The organism is Listeria goaensis (assembly GCF_900186125.1).
GTDB classification, from domain to species: Bacteria; Bacillota; Bacilli; order Lactobacillales; family Listeriaceae; genus Listeria; species Listeria goaensis.
Genome location: NZ_FYBQ01000012.1, coordinates 1 through 18992, shown reverse-complemented (window position 1 = coordinate 18992; position 18992 = coordinate 1). Strand labels below are relative to the sequence as shown.

At 40.6% G+C, this 18992-nt stretch carries 17 protein-coding genes and 1 riboswitch; of the genes, 8 read left to right on the top strand and 9 right to left on the bottom strand.

Annotated elements, in window-relative coordinates; translation table 11 throughout:
* The first annotated feature begins 244 nt into the window (after positions 1-244).
* Together CFT42_RS12295 and CFT42_RS12290 are read left to right on the top strand one after the other, a co-directional pair.
* Positions 245-436 (top strand): YkvS family protein, encoded by a 192-nt coding sequence (locus CFT42_RS12295; protein ID WP_088809475.1) that lies wholly within the window; start codon positions 245-247, stop codon positions 434-436.
* A gap of 57 nt (positions 437-493) precedes the next feature.
* On the top strand, positions 494-1987 hold the full coding sequence (locus CFT42_RS12290; protein WP_167373842.1) for a phytoene desaturase family protein: 1494 nt from the start codon (positions 494-496) through the stop codon (positions 1985-1987).
* 5 nt (positions 1988-1992) lie between these two features.
* Here the strand turns inward: CFT42_RS12290 and CFT42_RS12285 are convergent, their stop codons facing one another.
* Complete coding sequence (locus CFT42_RS12285; RefSeq protein ID WP_088816240.1) at positions 1993-2790, bottom strand: DUF422 domain-containing protein; 798 nt, start codon at positions 2788-2790, stop codon at positions 1993-1995.
* Between the two features lie 152 nt (positions 2791-2942).
* On the opposite strand from CFT42_RS12285, the gene CFT42_RS12280 reads away from it, so the two are divergent.
* Entirely contained in the window at positions 2943-3554 is a 612-nt protein-coding gene (locus tag CFT42_RS12280; RefSeq protein ID WP_088809472.1) for a CPBP family glutamic-type intramembrane protease, read from the top strand.
* 186 nt (positions 3555-3740) lie between these two features.
* The gene (locus CFT42_RS12275; protein WP_088816239.1) at positions 3741-5894 is read left to right on the top strand and encodes an ATP-dependent Clp protease ATP-binding subunit; all 2154 of its coding nucleotides are present in this window, start codon (positions 3741-3743) and stop codon (positions 5892-5894) included.
* Between the two features lie 38 nt (positions 5895-5932).
* Here CFT42_RS12275 and CFT42_RS12270 read toward each other — a convergent pair whose 3' ends face one another.
* On the bottom strand, positions 5933-6415 hold the full coding sequence (locus CFT42_RS12270; protein ID WP_088809470.1) for a methylated-DNA--[protein]-cysteine S-methyltransferase: 483 nt from the start codon (positions 6413-6415) through the stop codon (positions 5933-5935).
* Between the two features lie 123 nt (positions 6416-6538).
* Here CFT42_RS12270 and CFT42_RS12265 point away from each other — a divergent pair, with 123 nt between their 5' ends.
* The 3 genes from CFT42_RS12265 (at position 6539) to CFT42_RS12255 (ending at position 9219) form a co-directional block, all read left to right on the top strand.
* Positions 6539-7588 carry an acyltransferase family protein gene (locus CFT42_RS12265; protein WP_088809469.1) on the top strand — a complete coding sequence of 350 codons (1050 nt, stop codon included), beginning with the start codon at positions 6539-6541 and terminating at the stop codon, positions 7586-7588.
* 28 nt (positions 7589-7616) lie between these two features.
* Positions 7617-7991 carry a DUF4064 domain-containing protein gene (locus CFT42_RS12260; RefSeq protein WP_088809468.1) on the top strand — a complete coding sequence of 125 codons (375 nt, stop codon included), beginning with the start codon at positions 7617-7619 and terminating at the stop codon, positions 7989-7991.
* Between the two features lie 82 nt (positions 7992-8073).
* On the top strand, positions 8074-9219 hold the full coding sequence (locus tag CFT42_RS12255; RefSeq protein ID WP_088809467.1) for a VanZ family protein: 1146 nt from the start codon (positions 8074-8076) through the stop codon (positions 9217-9219).
* A 38-nt stretch (positions 9220-9257) separates the two neighbouring features.
* Here the strand turns inward: CFT42_RS12255 and CFT42_RS12250 are convergent, their stop codons facing one another.
* The 6 genes from CFT42_RS12250 to CFT42_RS12225 form a co-directional block, all read right to left on the bottom strand.
* Positions 9258-10583: a TrkH family potassium uptake protein gene (locus CFT42_RS12250; RefSeq protein WP_088809646.1), complete on the bottom strand. Its 1326-nt coding sequence runs from the start codon at positions 10581-10583 to the stop codon at positions 9258-9260.
* A 43-nt stretch (positions 10584-10626) separates the two neighbouring features.
* Positions 10627-11406 (bottom strand): TerC family protein, encoded by a 780-nt coding sequence (locus CFT42_RS12245; RefSeq protein WP_088809466.1) that lies wholly within the window; start codon positions 11404-11406, stop codon positions 10627-10629.
* A gap of 99 nt (positions 11407-11505) precedes the next feature.
* Entirely contained in the window at positions 11506-12273 is a 768-nt protein-coding gene (locus CFT42_RS12240) for a TerC family protein (protein ID WP_088809465.1), read from the bottom strand.
* A gap of 29 nt (positions 12274-12302) precedes the next feature.
* Positions 12303-12456: riboswitch (yybP-ykoY riboswitch) on the bottom strand.
* Between the two features lie 71 nt (positions 12457-12527).
* The gene (locus CFT42_RS12235) at positions 12528-14096 is read right to left on the bottom strand and encodes a peptide chain release factor 3 (protein WP_088809464.1); all 1569 of its coding nucleotides are present in this window, start codon (positions 14094-14096) and stop codon (positions 12528-12530) included.
* 102 nt (positions 14097-14198) lie between these two features.
* On the bottom strand, positions 14199-14669 hold the full coding sequence (locus CFT42_RS12230) for a glutathione peroxidase (RefSeq protein WP_088809463.1): 471 nt from the start codon (positions 14667-14669) through the stop codon (positions 14199-14201).
* Between the two features lie 18 nt (positions 14670-14687).
* A complete protein-coding gene (locus CFT42_RS12225; RefSeq protein WP_088809462.1) occupies positions 14688-15740 on the bottom strand; it encodes a M42 family metallopeptidase in 1053 nt (350 codons plus the stop codon).
* A gap of 130 nt (positions 15741-15870) precedes the next feature.
* Here CFT42_RS12225 and CFT42_RS12220 point away from each other — a divergent pair, with 130 nt between their 5' ends.
* Positions 15871-17346, top strand: a complete 1476-nt coding sequence (locus CFT42_RS12220) for an LM6179_1298 family efflux MFS transporter (RefSeq protein WP_088809461.1) — start codon at positions 15871-15873, stop codon at positions 17344-17346.
* Positions 17347-17475: 129 nt separating this feature from the next.
* On the opposite strand, the gene CFT42_RS12215 is transcribed toward CFT42_RS12220, so the two are convergent.
* On the bottom strand, positions 17476-18992 hold a 1517-nt coding region (locus CFT42_RS12215), incomplete at its 5' end, for an immunoglobulin-like domain-containing protein (protein WP_341864837.1).

The window sequence follows — 18992 nt, the reverse complement described above, 5'->3', positions numbered from 1 at the left end:
CGCTACCCTTTTATTTTAGCTGAATTCCTTTCGAAACGCAATTTTCCAGTAGTTCCACCGGGCAATTACAGTTTAATAAAACACATTTTATAGCTAATATCGATATTTTTTTAACAATCATTTTCTTGAGAATCCCCAGTGAAACCGTATTATTTGCAATTATTGTGAATTTAGTGCAAACTAGGAGTTAATTTAATAAGTGAAAGAACTTGTTTCCACCTCAAATGTATGGGAGTGATAATAAATGGCTAAAGCAAATGTTGGCGATATTATTGAATTTAAAGATGGACTCACAGGAATTGTAGAGAAAATTAATGAAAACTCGGTTATTGTTGATTTAACCTATATGGAAAATTTTAACGATCTCGGCATCGAAGAAAAAACCGTTGTCAATCATAAAAATTACAAAATTATTCACTCGTCTAAAGAAGATTAAAAAATGGCGCATTAAAACCGCATTATCGGTTGGCGCTTTTTTAATGCCAAAAATAAAATGGGAGCTGAACAAATTGTGAAAAAAGAAAAAATTGCCATCATAGGTGCTGGACCAGGTGGGTTAGCTGCTGGCATGCGCCTTTCTTCAGCTGGCTACGAAGTCGATATTTATGAAAAAAACGCTTTTATTGGTGGGCGTACCAGTCGGCTTACGCTAGGCGATTATAAATTTGACATTGGCCCTTCTTCCATTACAATGCCACACACCTTAACTGCTCTTTTCATGGAATCAAACCGCAATTTAGAAGATTACGTCACACTTGTCCCCGTAGAACCTATGTACAAGCTTTTCTTCAATAATGGGCAAACATTTTCACCCTATCACGACCAACTTCAAACCATCAGAGAACTGAACGAACACTTCCCTAATAATGAGAAAAACTATTTACGCTACATGAATGAAAATGCGAAGAAGTCACTCTACCTCGCACCGCTAATGATGTCGAGCCTTTCTTCACTTTGGGACTATTTCAAACCTACCATGCTGCGCGCACTTCCAAGCCTTTCCTTAGGTCGCAATTTGGCAGATGAAACTTCGCGTTTTTTCACCGATGAAAATTTGCGACTAGCCTTCTCCTTCCAAGTTCGCAACATGGGCATGAGCCCGTCTACAACACCAGGCATGTATAGCATCATTCCATTTTCCGAATTTTATTACGGCCTGTATCACCCAATTGGTGGGCATAGCCAGCTTTTCAAAGCCATTTCAGACGTCATTCTCGAAAATGGTGGGCGCATTCATTTAAATGCGGAAGTCGAACATTTTTCATTCCACAACAAACAAATTGATGGCTTTACACTTAAAAGCGGTGAGCACATTCAGGCGGATAAATATATCATTAATACCGACTATGCCTATACGATGACCGAACTCATGCATGACACGCCGCCACCTAAAAACTTGACGAAAAAGAAATTTTCTACAAGCGCATTTATGATCTACTTGGGACTTAATAAAACTTTCCCTTTGGAACATCAGTCCGTTATTTTCCCTGAAAACTACAAGCAATATGAAGATGAATTAATTCATTTGAAAACTTTACCAGAGGATTTTACCGTCTACGTCGTGAACCCTTCCGTTTCCGATACAACAATGGCACCAATTGGTCATACGGCACTCCGGATTATGGTTCTCGTTCCAAATAATGAAAGCCAAATCAATTGGGACAAAGAACGCCAAGCTTTCGAACAAAAAGTGCTCTCAGTTGTTAAAGAACGGCTTCATATTCCCGATTTAGAAGAACATATTGTCGAAAAAAAGGTGCTTACGCCGAAAGAATGGGAAAACGATTTTCATCTTTACCAAGGGGCCATTCACGGCTTAGTTCGGAGCATCAAACAAACTGGTACGGGGCACCCTGTGCATCGCTTGCAGAAAAAATTTCCTAATTTATTTGTCGTTGGCACAAGCGCCCATCCGGGAACAACCTTACCCTATATTATTGAAAGCGCCAATTTTGTTGCCGAACAAATCAAAAAAACGAAAACATGATGTTATCACGTTTTCGTTTTTTTTGATGTGAAATCTGGTTTTGTTTCCAAGCTTAAGTAATAACAAATTGTAAAAATCACATTTGCAATTAGCCCTACTACTATTGTTGCCCAAAGATCTGCATATAGTGATAAAAAAATGAAGAAAGCTAAAATAATCCAATAGACCACAACAATTTCAGATTTTAAATTGGGATATTTCAAATTCTCCCAACGATTTGTCAAACTTAAAATAAAGTAAATCATCAAATGGAGAATTAATCCTAGCAAAAACCAATCCGTGATATCCGAAAATTGTAAAATCGTTAAACCATTTCCGAGAAAAGGCAATTGTTTAACTTGTGTGGAAATCGGCTCAACAAGCACTTCAAAAACCATCACCATCGTCGCCGCAATAACAGCGTACATCCCGCCGCGAAGCCAATCAATATTTACTTTCAGCGTAATTTCGCGTGCGATAACGTGCGTCCCCGCGATTAAACCTATCCAAATAAAGCCAAATGTAACTGGAATTCCTTTTATCATAAAACCATAATTAAACGTATACATATCATCCGCAAAACTCAATTGCATCCATTCAATACAAGTTGTAACCGCAAAAATTAAAATGGTAATAGCTGTCCCAAGTCCTTTCCCGTACTGAACGATGAAAAACACCATCGCAAAAATCCCAGTAAATATAAGAAAGATGGAATGCACACCCGTTATTTTTGATGGTAGGACACCGATTGAAATTAATAAAATGCTTCCTAGAAACCAGAAAATATATAGCCACAATAGAAATTTATAGTTTTTTTCTAACACATCAACACTCCTCTATTGCTAAAAAACAAAATCTTTGTTTCATTATAACAAAATTCGCCGACAAAAGCCGTTTAAAATATGTTTTGTTGCGAAATTAACCATTTTCGATTAAAGTATGGTATAAAGAAGAATTTTTAAGAGGTGTTTTTGTATTGAGGAGCAACAGAATAGATTTCAAGCTAATTACCGGGCTTCTACTAGCAGCCATCCTGATTTTCATCACGTATCAATTTTCAAAAAGTTTCTGGTATATGTACGGAGCAAGCATGTTATTTTTACTCAGTTTTTGTATTTTCAATGTTGATTTAAGAAAGAAATTTTCCATATTCAAAGGTATTTTACCAGCTATTTTTTCAGCTATCATTTTATATATTATTTTTTATATAGGCGCATTTATTTTTAAATTCTTACCCTTTGGTTTAAATTCAGCCGTACATAGCGCGTTTAATAAATACGCAACAGATAACTGGTTAGTGTGGATCTTACTTGTCATCGCCATTGTCCCTGGTGAAGAAATTTTTTGGCGCGGTTTCGTTTTAAAAAGATTGCTGGATTCATATGCGAATTGGTTCGCCTTACTCGTTTCATCGATTTTATCAGCCTTGTTCGTCGTCGCAAGTGGTAATATTGCCATGGTCATTGCCATTTTCGTGGCTTCCCTCTTCTGGGGTGCCTTGTACATTTGGCGACCCAGCTTACTTATGTTATATATGTCACATCTCCTATTTGCATTTTTATTACTTTCTGCGTTGCCAATCTATTAAGCATCCTTTTGGGGTGCTTTTTATTTTTGACTAAACGCTAAATTTTTGTTTGTTAGTTACAAAAAATACGAGCAAAATGCTTGAAAGTCAGAAATGGTCAGTGTATACTAAGAACATAAGGTCAAATATAGTCAAAGTCAGTTGACCTGAAATTGATTCTTATTGTTAAAAGGAGGAAATCAATTTATGTTATGTCAAAACTGTAATCAAAATGATGCACGAATTCAACTTTATATGAATGTAAATGGAAAGCGCGTGGAGATGCCACTATGCGAATCTTGTTACGCGTCACTTAAAAATAATCAAGCAAACTTCATGCAAAACGGAGCTTCTCCGCTTGATGATTTTTTCCGTCAAATTAGCGGGAATATGAATCAAAACGGGGCGACAGCCCAAAGAGGAAGCCAAGTTCAAACGGAAACCAGGCAGGGCGGATCAGGCTTGCTTGATGAATTTGGAACGAATCTTTCACAAATGGCGAAAGATGGCAAATTAGATCCGGTGATTGGTCGCGATGACGAAATCAAACGGACAATTGAAATTTTAAATCGCCGCAATAAAAATAATCCCGTTTTAATTGGGGAACCTGGGGTCGGTAAAACGGCTGTTGTTGAAGGACTGGCAAGAGCGATAGCGGCAGGTGCTGTTCCTAACAAACTTTTAGACAAAGAAGTGATTTTACTTGATGTGGCTTCGCTCGTTTCTGGTACGGGGATTCGCGGGCAGTTTGAAGAGCGCATGAAGCAGCTTATCGCGGAACTTTCTGCACGCACGAACACCATTTTATTTATTGACGAGGTGCACACGATTGTTGGCGCGGGCTCTGCGGAAGGCTCGATGGACGCTGGAAACATTTTAAAACCAGCCCTTGCTCGCGGTGAGCTTCAAATGATTGGCGCGACAACGCTAAACGAATATCGCAAAATCGAAAAAGATGCGGCGCTTGAACGTAGATTCCAACCTGTGATAGTAGATGAGCCGAGTACAAGCGCAACGCTCACGATTTTGGAAGGCTTGAAGGAAAACTACGAGAACTTTCATGAGGTCGTTTATTCGAAGGAAAGCTTAGAAGCGGCAGTAACGCTTAGCGCGCGCTATATTCAGGACCGGCATTTGCCGGATAAAGCCATCGACTTAATGGATGAAGTCGGTTCAAAATACAATTTAACAATTGAAAAATTGGACGAAAAAACGGCAACAGAGCGACTTAATCGACTTGAAGCCAAAAAAGATGTGGCACTGCAAAAAGAAGATTATGAAGAAGCAGCTCAAATTCGCGATGAAATTTCGCGGTTGTCGGAAAATAAAATGCGAGTGGGTATTTCGGAACGTCCTGTAATTCAGGCGTCGGATATTCAGGCGCTCATCGAAGAAAAAACAGGCATTCCAGTTGGCCGTCTCGAACAAGACGAGCAATCGAAGTTGAAAGACTTGGAAGCTCATTTAAACAAAAAAGTAATCGGTCAAAAAGATGCGGTGAAAAAAATTACGAAAGCAATCCGGCGTGGTCGGGTTGGGTTGAAGCAAAAAAATCGCCCAATCGGCTCCTTCCTCTTTGTCGGCCCAACTGGGGTCGGTAAAACAGAACTTGGTCGCACACTCGCGAATGAACTTTTCGGTTCAGAAGATGCGATGATTCGCCTTGATATGTCTGAGTTCATGGAAAAACACAGCGTTTCAAAACTTATCGGCTCGCCTCCAGGCTATGTTGGTCACGAGGAAGCTGGTCAGCTTACTGAGAAAATTCGCCGCAATCCGTATAGCATTTTACTTCTTGATGAAATGGAAAAAGCGCACCCTGATGTTCAGCATATGTTCCTCCAAATTTTGGAAGATGGCCGTTTGACGGACTCTCAAGGAAGAACAGTTAGCTTTAAAGACACAGTCATCATCATGACGAGTAATGCGGGAAGCGGCACAAAAGAAGCCGCAGTTGGTTTTAACCATACCAATGATAAACTCGAAAAAGGTAGCGACCTCCTAGATCGTCTTGGCTATTACTTCAAACCTGAATTCCTAAACCGTCTAGATAGCGTTATCGAATTTAATAGCCTTGAAAAAGAGGACTTAATGCAAATTGTCAGCCTTATGCTACAAGATTTAAATGACATGCTGCAAACACAAAACATGGAAATTAGCGTACCTGACGATGTGAAAGCAAAATTAATCGACCTCGGTTATGATGCAAAATTTGGCGCTCGTCCGCTAAGAAGAACCATTCAAGAACACTTGGAAGATGCTATTGCCGATGTGCTCATTGAACAACCTGATGTGACTGAACTTATTGCCCAACTTGATGAAAATGGAGCCATCACAATCGGCACAAAAGTAACAGCTTAATTTAAAAAGGAAATCCTTTTTTGGAGGATTTCCTTTTTTTATGACCAAAAATCAGTTTTATGGTTCATTTCAAATTCTAACAACCAAATTTTCTTCGCATAATCCGCACCATTATAGCCACCAAGTTGCCCGCCTTCTTGCACGACACGGTGGCACGGAATGATAATCGGCAGCGGATTTTTTCGGTTTGCTTGTCCAACTGCTCGCACTGAAGAGGCATTTTGAATATGACTCGCCACCTGTTTGTATGACCAAAAGTCACCATACGGAATTTCAGTGAGCACCTCGTAAACAGCCTGTTCAAACGCCGTGCCACTCAATTTAAAGTTAACTTGAAATCGTTGTAACTTTCCTGAAAAATAGTCCGTAAGCTCTGTTACGAGCTCATTCATAACGCGATTTTCTTCTGCCGTTCCACTTTCATTTTGGACTTTATCGTCGTAAGAAATCTTGATAACATGGCTATTTTCAACGGTTAAGTACAGTAATCCAATTGGCGACTCAAAAATTCTCTTTTCCATAAATTAGCCCTCCTTTGTAATAGCAAAACAATAATTTGTTAGTATTTTGTCAGTTTATTGTTACAGCGGTATGGGAAAATAACTATAGACTTTTTATGTAGAAAGGACCGTGTGGTGAAATTTATGGATACGATAAAACAAAGTAAACCACGGGATCACTATTTCGACAACGCAAAATTTATTTTAATTTTTCTTGTTGTTTTTGGTCACCTCTTACAAACTTTTGTTGCTGAATATGCGAGTGTACGTGTATTATACATCTTTATTTACACTTTTCATATGCCAGCATTTATTTTAATATCGGGGTATTTTGCAAAAGGCTTTAAAAAGCCTGGATATTTCATGAAAACGATGAAAAAGTTAATTTTACCCTATGTCTTCTTTCAACTTATTTATTCGATTTTCTATTATTACTTACTCGGTCAAGACAGTATTTCACTTACCTTACTTGACCCTGAATGGTCACTTTGGTTCCTACTTAGTTTATTTTTTTGGAATATATTCTTATATGGCTTCACAAAATTAAAACCGAGCGTAAGCATCTCACTCGCCATTTTAATTGGTCTTATCGCTGGTTATTCTGACATGATTGATGGCTATTTAAGCTTATCTCGCACATTTGTATTCTTTCCGTTCTTTTTAATCGGCTTCTTCATGCAAAAAGAACATTTTAAGAAATTACAAACGCGTTCAGCGCGCATTGCCGGCAGTTTTATTATGCTTGCCATTATTACGTTCATTATTTTTAACCCAGATTTAAATGAAAACTGGTTTTTAGGCTCCAAACCTTACGCCAGTTTCGTTGACGTCAAAACGTTTGGGCTCCTCATCAGATGCGTGATTTATGGCATTAGTTTCCTTTCCATTGCTGCATTCCTTACTTTTGTTCCGAAAAAGCGATTATTCTTTACAAAATGGGGTAAAAATACTTTATACGTGTACCTTCTGCACGGCTTCTTTATTAAAATGTTTCGGGAAGGAAGCTTGTCAGACTTTAATTACACGTCAAAAACATTTGTCCTCTTGTTGGCCATCTCATTCGGCTTAACTGTTATTCTATCGAGCAACATTGTCACCACGTTCGTTCAACCAATTATTGAACTTCGAATGAGTCGACTCAAAACCGCTTTTTTTAGATTAAAAGAAAAAATATTGCCTAGTGAGGGGTATTAACAATTGGAACGTCTAAGGAGGAATAGACATGGCAAATCGCAAACCTGAAGTTATTCTTGGTCTTATTGGATCAATTATCGGATTAGGGGTCGGCATTTGGATTATCAATTATGGGGAAGAAATTACAGCTTATATTCAAACATTTACGTATTTATCTGGCAGACTTGGGGATAGCGTCACACAACTTGGCTGGATTACTTTAATTGCTTCCGCTATCGCACTTATTGGAACATTATTTATCGGTAAAGCTCCTAGAAGCTGGGGCGTTATTATTTTCCTAATTGGGTTAGCTTTATTTTTCGTCATCGGAACATCTTGGGTAGTATCTGGTATTTTACTCATGTTAACGGGACTCATGGGTATGTTCAGACGCCCTGTGCCAAAATCTTGGAACGCCAAATAACAACTAATATTCAGGCGGATGATAAACGACGAATTGCCGTTTGTCATCCGTCTGTTTTAACATTTCTTAAAGGGGAACCAACATGACCTATTTATTTCCAGTTAAAATCGCACTTATACTCTTTCCATTTTTAAGCATTCTATTAACCATACCGTTTGCCATTTATTCTTATCGCAAATTCGGCAGCATCACTTTCATGCGTGTCTTTGTCTTATTTACGCTCATTTTCTATTTAATGGCGGCTTTTTTTATGACCATCTTGCCACTGCCCGACATGGCTGATGTAGCAAATTCAAACGCGCCTGCACCACAGCTCATTCCTTTTCACTTCATTGCTGATTTCATCAACCAAACGGTGCTCGTCATCACCGACCCGTCCACCTATTTGCCGGCGCTCACTCAGGATGTGTTTATTCAGCCATTATTTAACATTTTCCTACTTCTACCACTTGGTGTATATTTACGCTATTATTTTCGGCTTTCAATTGGTAAAACGACACTCATCTCGTTTCTGCTCTCCTTCTTTTTTGAGCTCACTCAATTGACCGGACTCTTTTTCCTTTACCCCCACGCTTACCGCTTGTTTGACGTGGACGATCTTATCTTAAATACAGTCGGCGGACTCATCGGCTATGCGCTCGCCCCGCTGTTTACGTTCTTTTTACCTTCGCGGGAAAAAATGGACCAAACGAGTAGTGCGCGTAGCACGCGCGTCAGTTTCGTTAGACGGTTTTTGGCTACCTTTATTGACTGGTTCCTTTTGAATGTCATGACAGGACTCTTAACCTGGCTACACCTGTTACCTTTTTCTGAAATCAGCTCATCTGGCTCCGACTACTACAAAAAAATCATTTGGCAAATCCTTCTTATTTTCCTTTATTTCATTGTCCTGCCAAGTTTGACAAACGGCTTGACCATTGGAAAATGGATTGTGCATATTCGCATTGTACGCATTGGCGAAAGTCGCGTTAAATTGAAGCATCTTCTCGTTAGATACGGTCTGCTCTATTATTTAGTCGGTGGTCTTATTATCATTCCACTTAACGAGCAAATTCCGAAAATCACCACACCACAACTCACGCTCGTTTTATTCGCCATTTCCGCCGCAACCGCCCTTCTATTTGCCATTCATATTAGCGCTAACTTTTTTGCGCGAGACAAGCGATTGTTTTACGAAAAAATGAGCCGCACAACCGAAGTAAGCACGTACCGACCAAAACCAACCTAAAAAAGCCGTTTTGCAGTGAGCAAAACGGCTTTTTAAAATTAACCTGTAATAATTTTCTCTTTCGGCAAGCGAATCGCATTTTTCGGTTCGCTTTTTTTCCGCAAGCTAAGCATGGAATACATAATCCCAACGCGGCCAATGAACATGAGAATAATAATAATGATTTTCCCAGCGACACTTAAATTCGGCGTTAAACCTAGCGAAAGTCCGCACGTTCCAAATGCCGAAAAAACTTCAAAAATAATTTCAATAAGCGTGGCTCTTTCCGTCTGCGCCAGCACAATGACGGCCGTTAAACATAAAATCGTCGCAAAAATAATGACAGCAAGCGATTTTCTAACATCTTCCTGATGCAATTCGCGTCCAAAAATATAAATGTGATTGCGTCCACGAATGACCGAATAAAGGAACAAAATCGTCACCGCAAACGTTGTCGTTCGAATACCGCCACCAACAGAACTCGGCGATGCCCCGATGAACATTAAGAACGAAACAAATAGCAATGTTGGAGCCGTAAATGCGCCGCTATCAATCGTTTGTAGTCCAGCACTTCGAGAGGTTGCCGACAAGAACATTGAATTAAAGAAGCCCTCACTCAGGCTGGCATTTTTAAATAAATGCCCCGCTTCCATGCCCCAAATAAGTAGCCCACCACCAATTAAAAGCACCAAATACGTGAGCGTCGTAACCTTCACAAACAGCGAGAAGCGAAACGGATAGAGCGTATTTTTTTCGAATAAAAAGCGTCGCGTTTCAAGCAGAACAGGGAAACCAATTCCTCCTGCGACAATAAGCAAAATGGCGATAAACTGCACGAAATAATCATTCACAAACGGAATTAAAGAAGACCCCGTTATATCGACACCTGCGTTTGTCACGAGCGACACCGAATTGTAAATCCCTTGGAACAGCGCCTCCCCAATTGTTGGGAAAAACGGGATGAAATAGAGCCCTAAAATGACGGCACCGATAATTTCAATCCCAAAGATGAGAAATAAAATTTCACGCAACATCCGAACCATACCACTCATCGTATATTGGTTCGTATCCGTCATAATGAGTTGCCGCTGCTTAAGCCCGATTTTCCGCCGCAAAATCAAGTAGAAAAAAGTGCTGAGCATCATCACGCCGAGCCCGCCGAGTTGGAAGATTCCCATGAGCACCCAAATCCCTGCCGTGCTGTAAGAAGCGCCGACATCGACTGTCGCGAGCCCCGTCACACTAACCGAGCTGGCCGCAAGAAAAAGCGTGTCGAGAAAAGACACATGCACACCCGGTTTTTGAGTAAAAGGGAGACTGAGAAGAATCGTTGAAATCGTCACCGCGAAAAAATAGTACGTGATAATAATTTGAACGGGCGTCATGCGCGATAAGATAATTCTTATTTTATTTTTGATTGTTCGGTTTTCAAGATAGAGTTTTCTTTTGTTGTTTTTCTTTTTTTCTAGCAATGATATAACCACCTATACCAATTATTAGCATAACCGACCAAAATGTCAGCTTCCATGCAGTTGAATCTGGGAAATCCTCTGGTAAAATACCAACTGAAGGGTGCGCGAGTGTATACACACCTAGTTTAACACCCACCCAACCTACGATTAGAAAAGCAGCCGTTTCAAGCGTTGGATAGCGTTCTAGTAATTTGACAACTTGTGTTGCCGCAAAACGAATGACGATTAAGCCAGCGAGTCCGCCGAGGAACATCACGATGAATTGCCCGCCGTTCATACCACCAATAGTGAAATCGCCTAAATCAGGCAATGTCATCGCAAGCGCGGCCGCAGCAAGCATCGAATCGAGCGCAAAAGCGATGTCGGTTAATTCAACGCGCATCACGATACCCCAAAATGACACAGGCTTATCCTTGTCTTCCTCTTTTGTTTTCTTTTTGCCATCTTTACCGCGTTTTAAGTCTATCATATGTTTAATTGCTAAGTATAATAAATAAATGGCGCCAATAGCTTGTATTTCCCATATTTTAACCAAGAAAGAAATTAAGAAAAGCGCAATAAAACGGAAAACAAAGGCACCGACTAAGCCGTAAAACAGGGCTTTCCGCTGTTTTTCGTGCGGTAATTTTTGAACGATAACCGCCATAACAACAGCATTATCTGCGGAAAGTATTCCTTCCAGTGCGACGAGTACGAAGAAGACCCATACGTACTCTGCTAATATTGAAACATCCATTCCTTCACCCCATTTTTTTCTATGTACAGATAAGAAGGCTGCACATGAAACGTACATACCTTCTCATTTTATACCCTTATTCAAAAATTGTTAAGCGTTTTATTGTTCTGATTGCGTTTTTTTCTTTTGTTTAATTGAAATGAGCCAACCCCAGATAATAATTAAAATCATCACGCCCCAGAAAATTAGTTTCCAAGTAGTCGATTCAGGGAACTCATGTGGGATAATGCCTAGGCTTGGATGCGCTAATGTATAAACGACTAATTTTACGCCTACCCAGCCCACAATTAGGAAGGCAGCTGTTTCAAGAGATGGATAATTTTTGAGTAGCTTCACAAATTGTGTTGCGGCAAAACGAATGATGATAAGGCCGACTAAACCGCCGAGGAACATCACGGCAAACTGCCCTGTGTCAATACCCCCAATTTGTCCCCAACCCGTTTTAGGAAGTGTGATTGCAAGCGCTACAGCAGCAAGCATGGAGTCAATCGCAAACGCAATATCTGCAACCTCGACTTTAAGCACCGTCATCCAGAAACCTGAACCTGACTTTTTCGCTTCTTTTTCATTATGATCGCTTCCTCTTAGATGCTTCACAATGTGGCTAATTGCAATGTACAAGAGATATGCGGCTCCAAGCGCCTGCACCTGCCAAACATTTGCGAGGAAGGAAATTAAGAAAAGCGCAGCAAAACGAAAGACGAATGCGCCCATTAGACCGTAAAAAAGCGCCCTTTTCTGTTGTTTTTCTGGTAAATGTTTGACCATAACTGCCATCACGACAGCATTGTCTGCGGCTAAAATCCCTTCAAGTCCGATTAGGACGAGTAGTACCCAGCCGTATTCTAAAAGCATTGCAGTGTCCACTAAAATTCCTCCTTTGATTTTGTTCTTTTGACAAGGCCGAGTAAATAAAAAACGAGACCTCACCCGTTACGGGCAAAGGTCTCGCTGACATGTGACATGTTAATAAAACCGATGGACGCTTGTCCATGTAATGACGATTTTATCCCGGTCCGAAAACCAGTGCTACTCCCCTTTGACTATTGTCAAAAAGATATATAATTGAACTCTACTAATTGACTATACCATGTTTGTAAAAATAAAGTCAATCTATTTTTTTAAAGTAATGATGTGAGTTCGATATCTGGATTTTTATCCTTAAACCAATTGATCGCAAATTCATTTTCGAAAAGGAACAGCGGCGCATCAAAACGGTCTTTCACGAGCATACTACGCGCAGTTGAAAGTTTCTCATCCACATCTTCCTCGCGAATCCAACGGGCGATTTTCTTCCCAATTGGCTCCATAATAATTTCCGAGTTATATTCATTACGCATCCGATGTTCGAACACTTCAAATTGAAGTTGACCAACGGCGCCAATAATATAATCTTCCATACGCCACGTTTTAAACAATTGAATGGCGCCTTCTTGAACAAGCTGTTCGACACCTTTATGGAAATGTTTTTGTTTCATAACATTTTTCGCGGAAACACGCATAAATAACTCCGGCGTAAATTGCGGTAACTTTGGAAACTCAATAGTTTTGCTGCCGCTTGAAATCGTATCGCCAATTTGATAATTTCCTGTATCATATAAACCGATAATATCGCCAGCTACAGCGCGCGACACATTTTCCCGGTCATCGGCCATAAATTGCGTGGAGTTTGCAAGTTTCATTTGCTTGCCAGTTCGCGTTAAGGTAACACCAATGCCACGCTCGAATTCGCCTGAACAAATTCGCACAAACGCAATGCGGTCGCGGTGAGCGGGATTCATATTCGCTTGAATTTTAAAGATAAAGCCTGTGAAACTCTTATCTTCGGCAGCAATTTCCCCTTCATTCGTCTCGTGAGCGCTTGGCGACGGAGCAAATTCAACAAACGTTTTTAAGAACGTTTCCACCCCAAAGTTCGTTAAAGCACTTCCGAAGAAAACTGGCGTCAGTTCACCTTTTGCAATTTTTTCGCGACTAAATTCATTTCCTGCCTCATCTAAAAGCATAATTTCTTCCAAAGCTTGGGTGTAGTAACTTGAGTTTTGAATCTCGTGCGCCTCTTTCAAATCGCCTTCATCGTTTAGTGGCAAGAAAGTTTCGTCTTCCCCCGCCCGGTAACGCTCAACAACGTGATGATAGCGATCATAGAGCCCCATGAGCTCTTTCCCCATACCAATCGGCCAGTTCATCGGGTAAGATTCAATGCCAAGCACTTCTTCTAATTCCGACAAAAGTTCAAGTGGCATTTTCCCTTCACGGTCCATCTTATTCATAAACGTAAAAATTGGAATACCGCGCATCCGACAAACTTTAAATAGTTTAATTGTTTGAGCTTCAATCCCTTTTGCGGAATCGACAACCATGACAGCCGCGTCAACTGCCATAAGCGTCCGATACGTATCTTCACTAAAATCAGAGTGCCCAGGTGTATCCAAGATGTTAATACGGCAATCCTGATAATCAAACTGCATGACCGAACTCGTGACGGAAATCCCACGTTGCTTTTCAATTTCCATCCAGTCACTCGTCGCATATTTCCCTGTTTTTTTCCCTTTTACAGTACCCGCTGAACGAATCGCGCCACCGAAAAGAAGTAACTGCTCGGTAATCGTTGTTTTCCCCGCATCTGGATGGGAAATAATCGCAAATGTTTTACGCGTTTCGACTTCTTTTTGTAAACCCTGACTCATGATTCCATTTCCTCCTCGACTTCTTCACATTTTTATAGTATATCATAGGAGGCAAAAAAAAAATACGACTAAAATCAATTAGCCGTATTCCTCTTTAAATCCTTATTTCAAAAGGGCCGCTTTAATATTTTCTTCGATGTTTTCAGGTTTTGTTTTAGAAGAAAAGCGTTCGATAATATTGCCATCGCCATCGATGAGGAACTTTGCGAAATTCCATTCGATTTTCTTTCCGCCTGTTTCAGCAACGAGATACTTGTAAAGCGGATTGGCATCGCGACCTTTGACTTTAATTTTCTCAAACATTTGAAATGTCACGCCGTAATTTAACTGGCAAAATTCCATGATTTCCTCATTCGTACCCGGATCCTGCCGCAAAAATTGATTGCATGGAAAGCCTAAAATTTCCAAGCCGTCCTTTTGATACGTTTTGTATAGCGATTCCAGCCCCTCTAATTGCGGTGTCAAGCCACATTTGCTGGCTGTATTCACAATTAACAGTGTTTTTCCTTCATAAACAGATAGTGGAATTTTGTGACCGTCCATCGCGACTTCTGTAAAATCGTGTACGTTCATCGTTTTACACCTCCAAATTTACTTGACCATCTCACTTAAAAGATAGTGGTAAAGCAGCTTTTCCGTGTGATAGAGCGAATCGCGGTGCGTCCGCTCGTATGCGTGGCTAGAGTCAATCCCCGCCCCAATTAAGCCGTGCACGATGTCGTTCCCCGCGTGAATCGCCGCACTGGCATCCGACGCATAATACGGATAAATATCCACTTTATATGAAATATCATGCTGTTTCGCAAGCTCCACCAAGTTTTTTCGAAAACCGTAGTGATACGGGCCGCTACCGTCTTTCGCACAAATCGACACCGTGTACTCATCAGTTGCCTGCCCGTCACCAATCGCCCCCATGTCGACCGCCAAATATTCTACAACCTCAGCCGGAATGTTCGAATTACCGCCATACCCGATTTCTTCATTATTTGAAATTAAAATATGGGTCATATACGGCAGTTTAACCCCCGTTTTTTGAATATGTTCAATGAGGCGCAGCAGCATGCCAACACTTGCTTTATCGTCCAAATGGCGCGACTTAATAAATTCATCGTTTACAATTTCGGTTCGCGAATCAAACGAAACAAAGTCACCCACTTCAATGCCTAGTTCGCGAACCTCTTCCTTAGACGTGACGCGCGCATCAATTCGTACTTCCATGTTGCGTTCATTTCGCTCCGCCGTGCCAGCATCTTTATAGACATGTACCGAAGTTTGATGCATCAAAATTGTTCCGCTAAATTTTTTCCCATCCGAGGTTTCAATCGTACAATATTCCCCTTCAATCGCATTGAAACGAAAACCGCCAATTAAAGAGAGCGACAAGCGGCCATCTGCCTTTATTTCTTTCACCATCGCACCAAGTGTATCTACATGTGCCGTCAACATTCGATGCTTTTCCGTATTTTCACCAGGCAGTGTCACAATTAAACCACCTTTATGATTTAAGCGGGTGCTCACATCTAATTCCGCTAAGTCTGCAGCAATTTTCGCAATAATTTCGCGTGTATTCCCAGTTGGACTTGCAATTTCAGTTAGTTCTTTAATTTTCAACATCGTTTCAGTCGTATTCGGTTCGTAAGTCAATTCCATTCCTCCTTTTATTCTCCTTCATTATAATCCTTTCCAAAGAAAAAGGCACAAATGATGAATTCTTTGACAAAAAGCCGTTTAATTATGCTATAATTCAGCTTGACACGAAAGGGAGGTAAATCTTGTGGAAGAAACAAAAGTGAAAGCCGTCACAGTCGCCGTTTTTGTGGCAACTTTTATGGCAGCCATTGAAGGAACGATTGTCAGCACAGCCATTCCAACAATCGTCAGCCAACTTGACGGCATCGAACTTATGAATTGGATTTTTTCAATTTATTTACTAACTTCCGCCGTTACAGTTCCCATTTACGGGAAATTATCGGACTTATATGGAAGAAAAATGATCTTTATTATCGCAACGCTCATTTTTTTAGTGGGCTCCACACTTTGCGGATTTGCCACAAATATGGAGCAACTTATTATTTTCCGTGCTATCCAAGGAATCGGCGCAGGCGGAATTTTACCGCTAACAATGACAATTATCGCCGACATTTATCCTTTTGAAAAGCGCGCCAGAATACTCGGATTCATGGGTTCCGCATGGGGAATCGCTGGCGTTTTCGGTCCACTTCTGGGTGGTTTTTTAGTGGATCAATTATCATGGCACTGGATTTTCTTTATCAATGTTCCTGTTGGAATTTTGACGATTTTCTTAGTCTGGCTTTATTTAAAAGAAAATGTTGCAAACGAAAACCTCCCCATCGATTTCCTTGGTATATCGCTATTTACGGTAGCACTGCTTGCACTTTTATTCGCCTTACAGCGCGCCGGAGAAACGCTAAACTGGGGCGAGCCACTCGTTTTAATTTTACTTGGGCTAGCAGTTGTGCTCTTTATCTGCTTTTACTACGCCGAGAAACGGGCGAAAGACCCTATCATGCCTTTTGTTCTGTTTAAAAATCCGGTCGTGCTTATCGGAAATTTAATTGGCTTCTTCATTAGCGCCTTTTTGATTGGTATAAACGTTTACATTCCCATGTGGGCGCAAGGTATGCTTGGCCACGGCGCGACAATTGCGGGGCTCATGATTGCCCCACTTTCGATTACTTGGATCATCGGTTCATTTGTAGGCGGAAAACTGCTAATGAAAATCGGCAATCGCCATACAGTTGGCCTTGGCATTTTCATCACGGTTTTGAGCGGACTAATCCTAGCGATTTTCCCAGCGAGCACGTTAGATATCTACTTTTATTTAAATAGCGCCTTAATGGGCTTAGGTTTTGGTATTATCTTCACTACGACCATGGTCACCGTCCAAGACGCAGTGCCTCGCTATCAGACGGGTATCGCCACAGCTTCTAACACTTTATTCCGAACAGTGGGTCAAACGATTGGTGTTGCGATTTTTGGTACAATTTTCAACTCGATTCTTGCCTCACAGTTTGCGGCAAATGCGACGGCAGGTGTGGACAGAAAACATTTAAATCTGTTGATTAGTCCAAAAACAGCTGGTCAAGTGGACGAGAGTCTAATCAATCCCCTTCGCTCGATTTTGTATGAAGGTCTTCATATCGTCTTTTGGACTATGTTTTTACTGGCTGTTATCAGCTTTTTCCTCCATTTTATTTTGCCAAAAAAACATATTTCTGGGGAAAATTAAAGTTATACATTCAGATTGAAAAGAGCAGCTCAAGTTGAGCTGCTCTTTTTGTTGTTCAAATAGAAAAAACAGCAAAGAACTCTTTGAAAAGTTCTTTGCTGTTTAGTTTGCTTAGAAACATTCAGTAATTTATCGAACCGTTACTGGTGTTTCAACAAGAATATTGTTCGCTCCGCCATAACCTATCATCGAAACTTGCATACCTGGTGTTTTCAGTAAGGCTTTCGCATAATACGTAAACGAACCATCTGCATTTACTGGAATTTTAGATTTAACGACACCTTCAACTTTAAGCGCAATATATTTCACACCATTTGTTGATGTTCCTGTGACATTACTTGAAGTTCCAATCGTAAAGACATCTGTTGTTAACGTTGCTGGAGCAGTTGGTGGGATCGTCACTCTATTAGAAGCCACCACATCTCCACCTGCAGTATAACCTTTCATTACGATAGTATCCTGGTCACTTGTGACATAACGGCGAATATAGTAATCATATGTGCCTGAACCGTCTACTGGGATTCTAGATAGTTCTGTGTCATTCACGGTTGCGGAAATATATTTCACATTTCCAGAATACGTGCCGACTACTGAACTATCACCAAGGTTGTAAGTCTGTGCAGTAATCGCTGATGGACCAGTTTGACCGATGTTTACTGGAGTAGTTTTCGCAATTTCATTTCTTGAATTATAGGCATTCATTACAATTCGATCTGTATCACTTGTGACATAACGGCGAATATAATAATCATATGTGCCTGAACCGTCTACTGGGATTTTAGAAAGTTCTGTGTCATTCACTGTCGCAGAAATGTATTTCACATCTCCAGAGTACGTACCAACTACTGAACTCTCTCCAAGATTGTAAGTCTGTGCAGTAATCGCTGATGGACCACTTGGATTGATTCTTACTGTAGTAGTTTTCGCAATTTCATTTCTTGAATTGTAGGCGTTCATTACAATAGTATCTGTATCGCTTGTGATATAACGGCGAATATAATAGTTATATGTGCCTGAGCCGTCTACTGGGATTTTAGAAAGTTCTGTACCATTCACTGTCGCAGAAATGTATTTCACATCTCCAGAATATGTTCCAATTACTGAACTATCACCAATACTATAATTATTCGCTGTGATAGCACTTGTCGTTTCAGAATCACTCACTCGGACAGGTGCTTCCGCTACTTGGACACTTGCGCTATTATACGCAATAATGGATACTACATCTTCTTCAGATGTGATATTTGGTCGTGCATAGTATGAGTAAGTGCCACCTGAAACTGGGATTTTACTTAATACTGTGCCATTGACTTTCAGCGCAATGTATTTCACGCTTCCTGTATACGTTCCTGTAACATATTTATCTTGGTACAAGACAAAATTATTTGCTGTAATAGTACTATCGCCTGGTGGGTTAAGAATTACATTGACTTGTTTTTCATCCACTACAACGCCTGCGACATTGTACCCTTTCACAGAAACCGTATCACCCATCGCAATCTTGCCTCTAGAGTAATAGCTCCACGTGTTCGCATCTTTTACAGGGGTTTTCACGTATTCTGTGCCATTCACAACAAGGGAAACATATTTCACACTTCCTGTGAACGTTCCTTGTACGTAAGAATCTGTTGAAACGGCGAAATAGT

Excerpts from the sequence above, each read along its gene's own strand:
- CFT42_RS12245 (WP_088809466.1), bottom strand. The coding sequence starts at position 11,406 with ATGGATGTTTCAATATTAGCAGAGTACGTATGGGTCTTCTTCGTACTC.
- CFT42_RS12275 (WP_088816239.1), top strand. The coding sequence starts at position 3,741 with ATGTTATGTCAAAACTGTAATCAAAATGATGCACGAATTCAACTTTAT.
- CFT42_RS12265 (WP_088809469.1), top strand. The coding sequence starts at position 6,539 with ATGGATACGATAAAACAAAGTAAACCACGGGATCACTATTTCGACAAC.
- CFT42_RS12250 (WP_088809646.1), bottom strand. The coding sequence starts at position 10,583 with ATGACGCCCGTTCAAATTATTATCACGTACTATTTTTTCGCGGTGACG.
- CFT42_RS12230 (WP_088809463.1), bottom strand. The coding sequence starts at position 14,669 with ATGAACGTACACGATTTTACAGAAGTCGCGATGGACGGTCACAAAATT.
- CFT42_RS12255 (WP_088809467.1), top strand. The coding sequence starts at position 8,074 with ATGACCTATTTATTTCCAGTTAAAATCGCACTTATACTCTTTCCATTT.
- CFT42_RS12260 (WP_088809468.1), top strand. The coding sequence starts at position 7,617 with ATGGCAAATCGCAAACCTGAAGTTATTCTTGGTCTTATTGGATCAATT.
- CFT42_RS12270 (WP_088809470.1), bottom strand. The coding sequence starts at position 6,415 with ATGGAAAAGAGAATTTTTGAGTCGCCAATTGGATTACTGTACTTAACC.
- CFT42_RS12295 (WP_088809475.1), top strand. The coding sequence starts at position 245 with ATGGCTAAAGCAAATGTTGGCGATATTATTGAATTTAAAGATGGACTC.
- CFT42_RS12235 (WP_088809464.1), bottom strand. The coding sequence starts at position 14,096 with ATGAGTCAGGGTTTACAAAAAGAAGTCGAAACGCGTAAAACATTTGCG.
- CFT42_RS12290 (WP_167373842.1), top strand. The coding sequence starts at position 494 with ATGGGAGCTGAACAAATTGTGAAAAAAGAAAAAATTGCCATCATAGGT.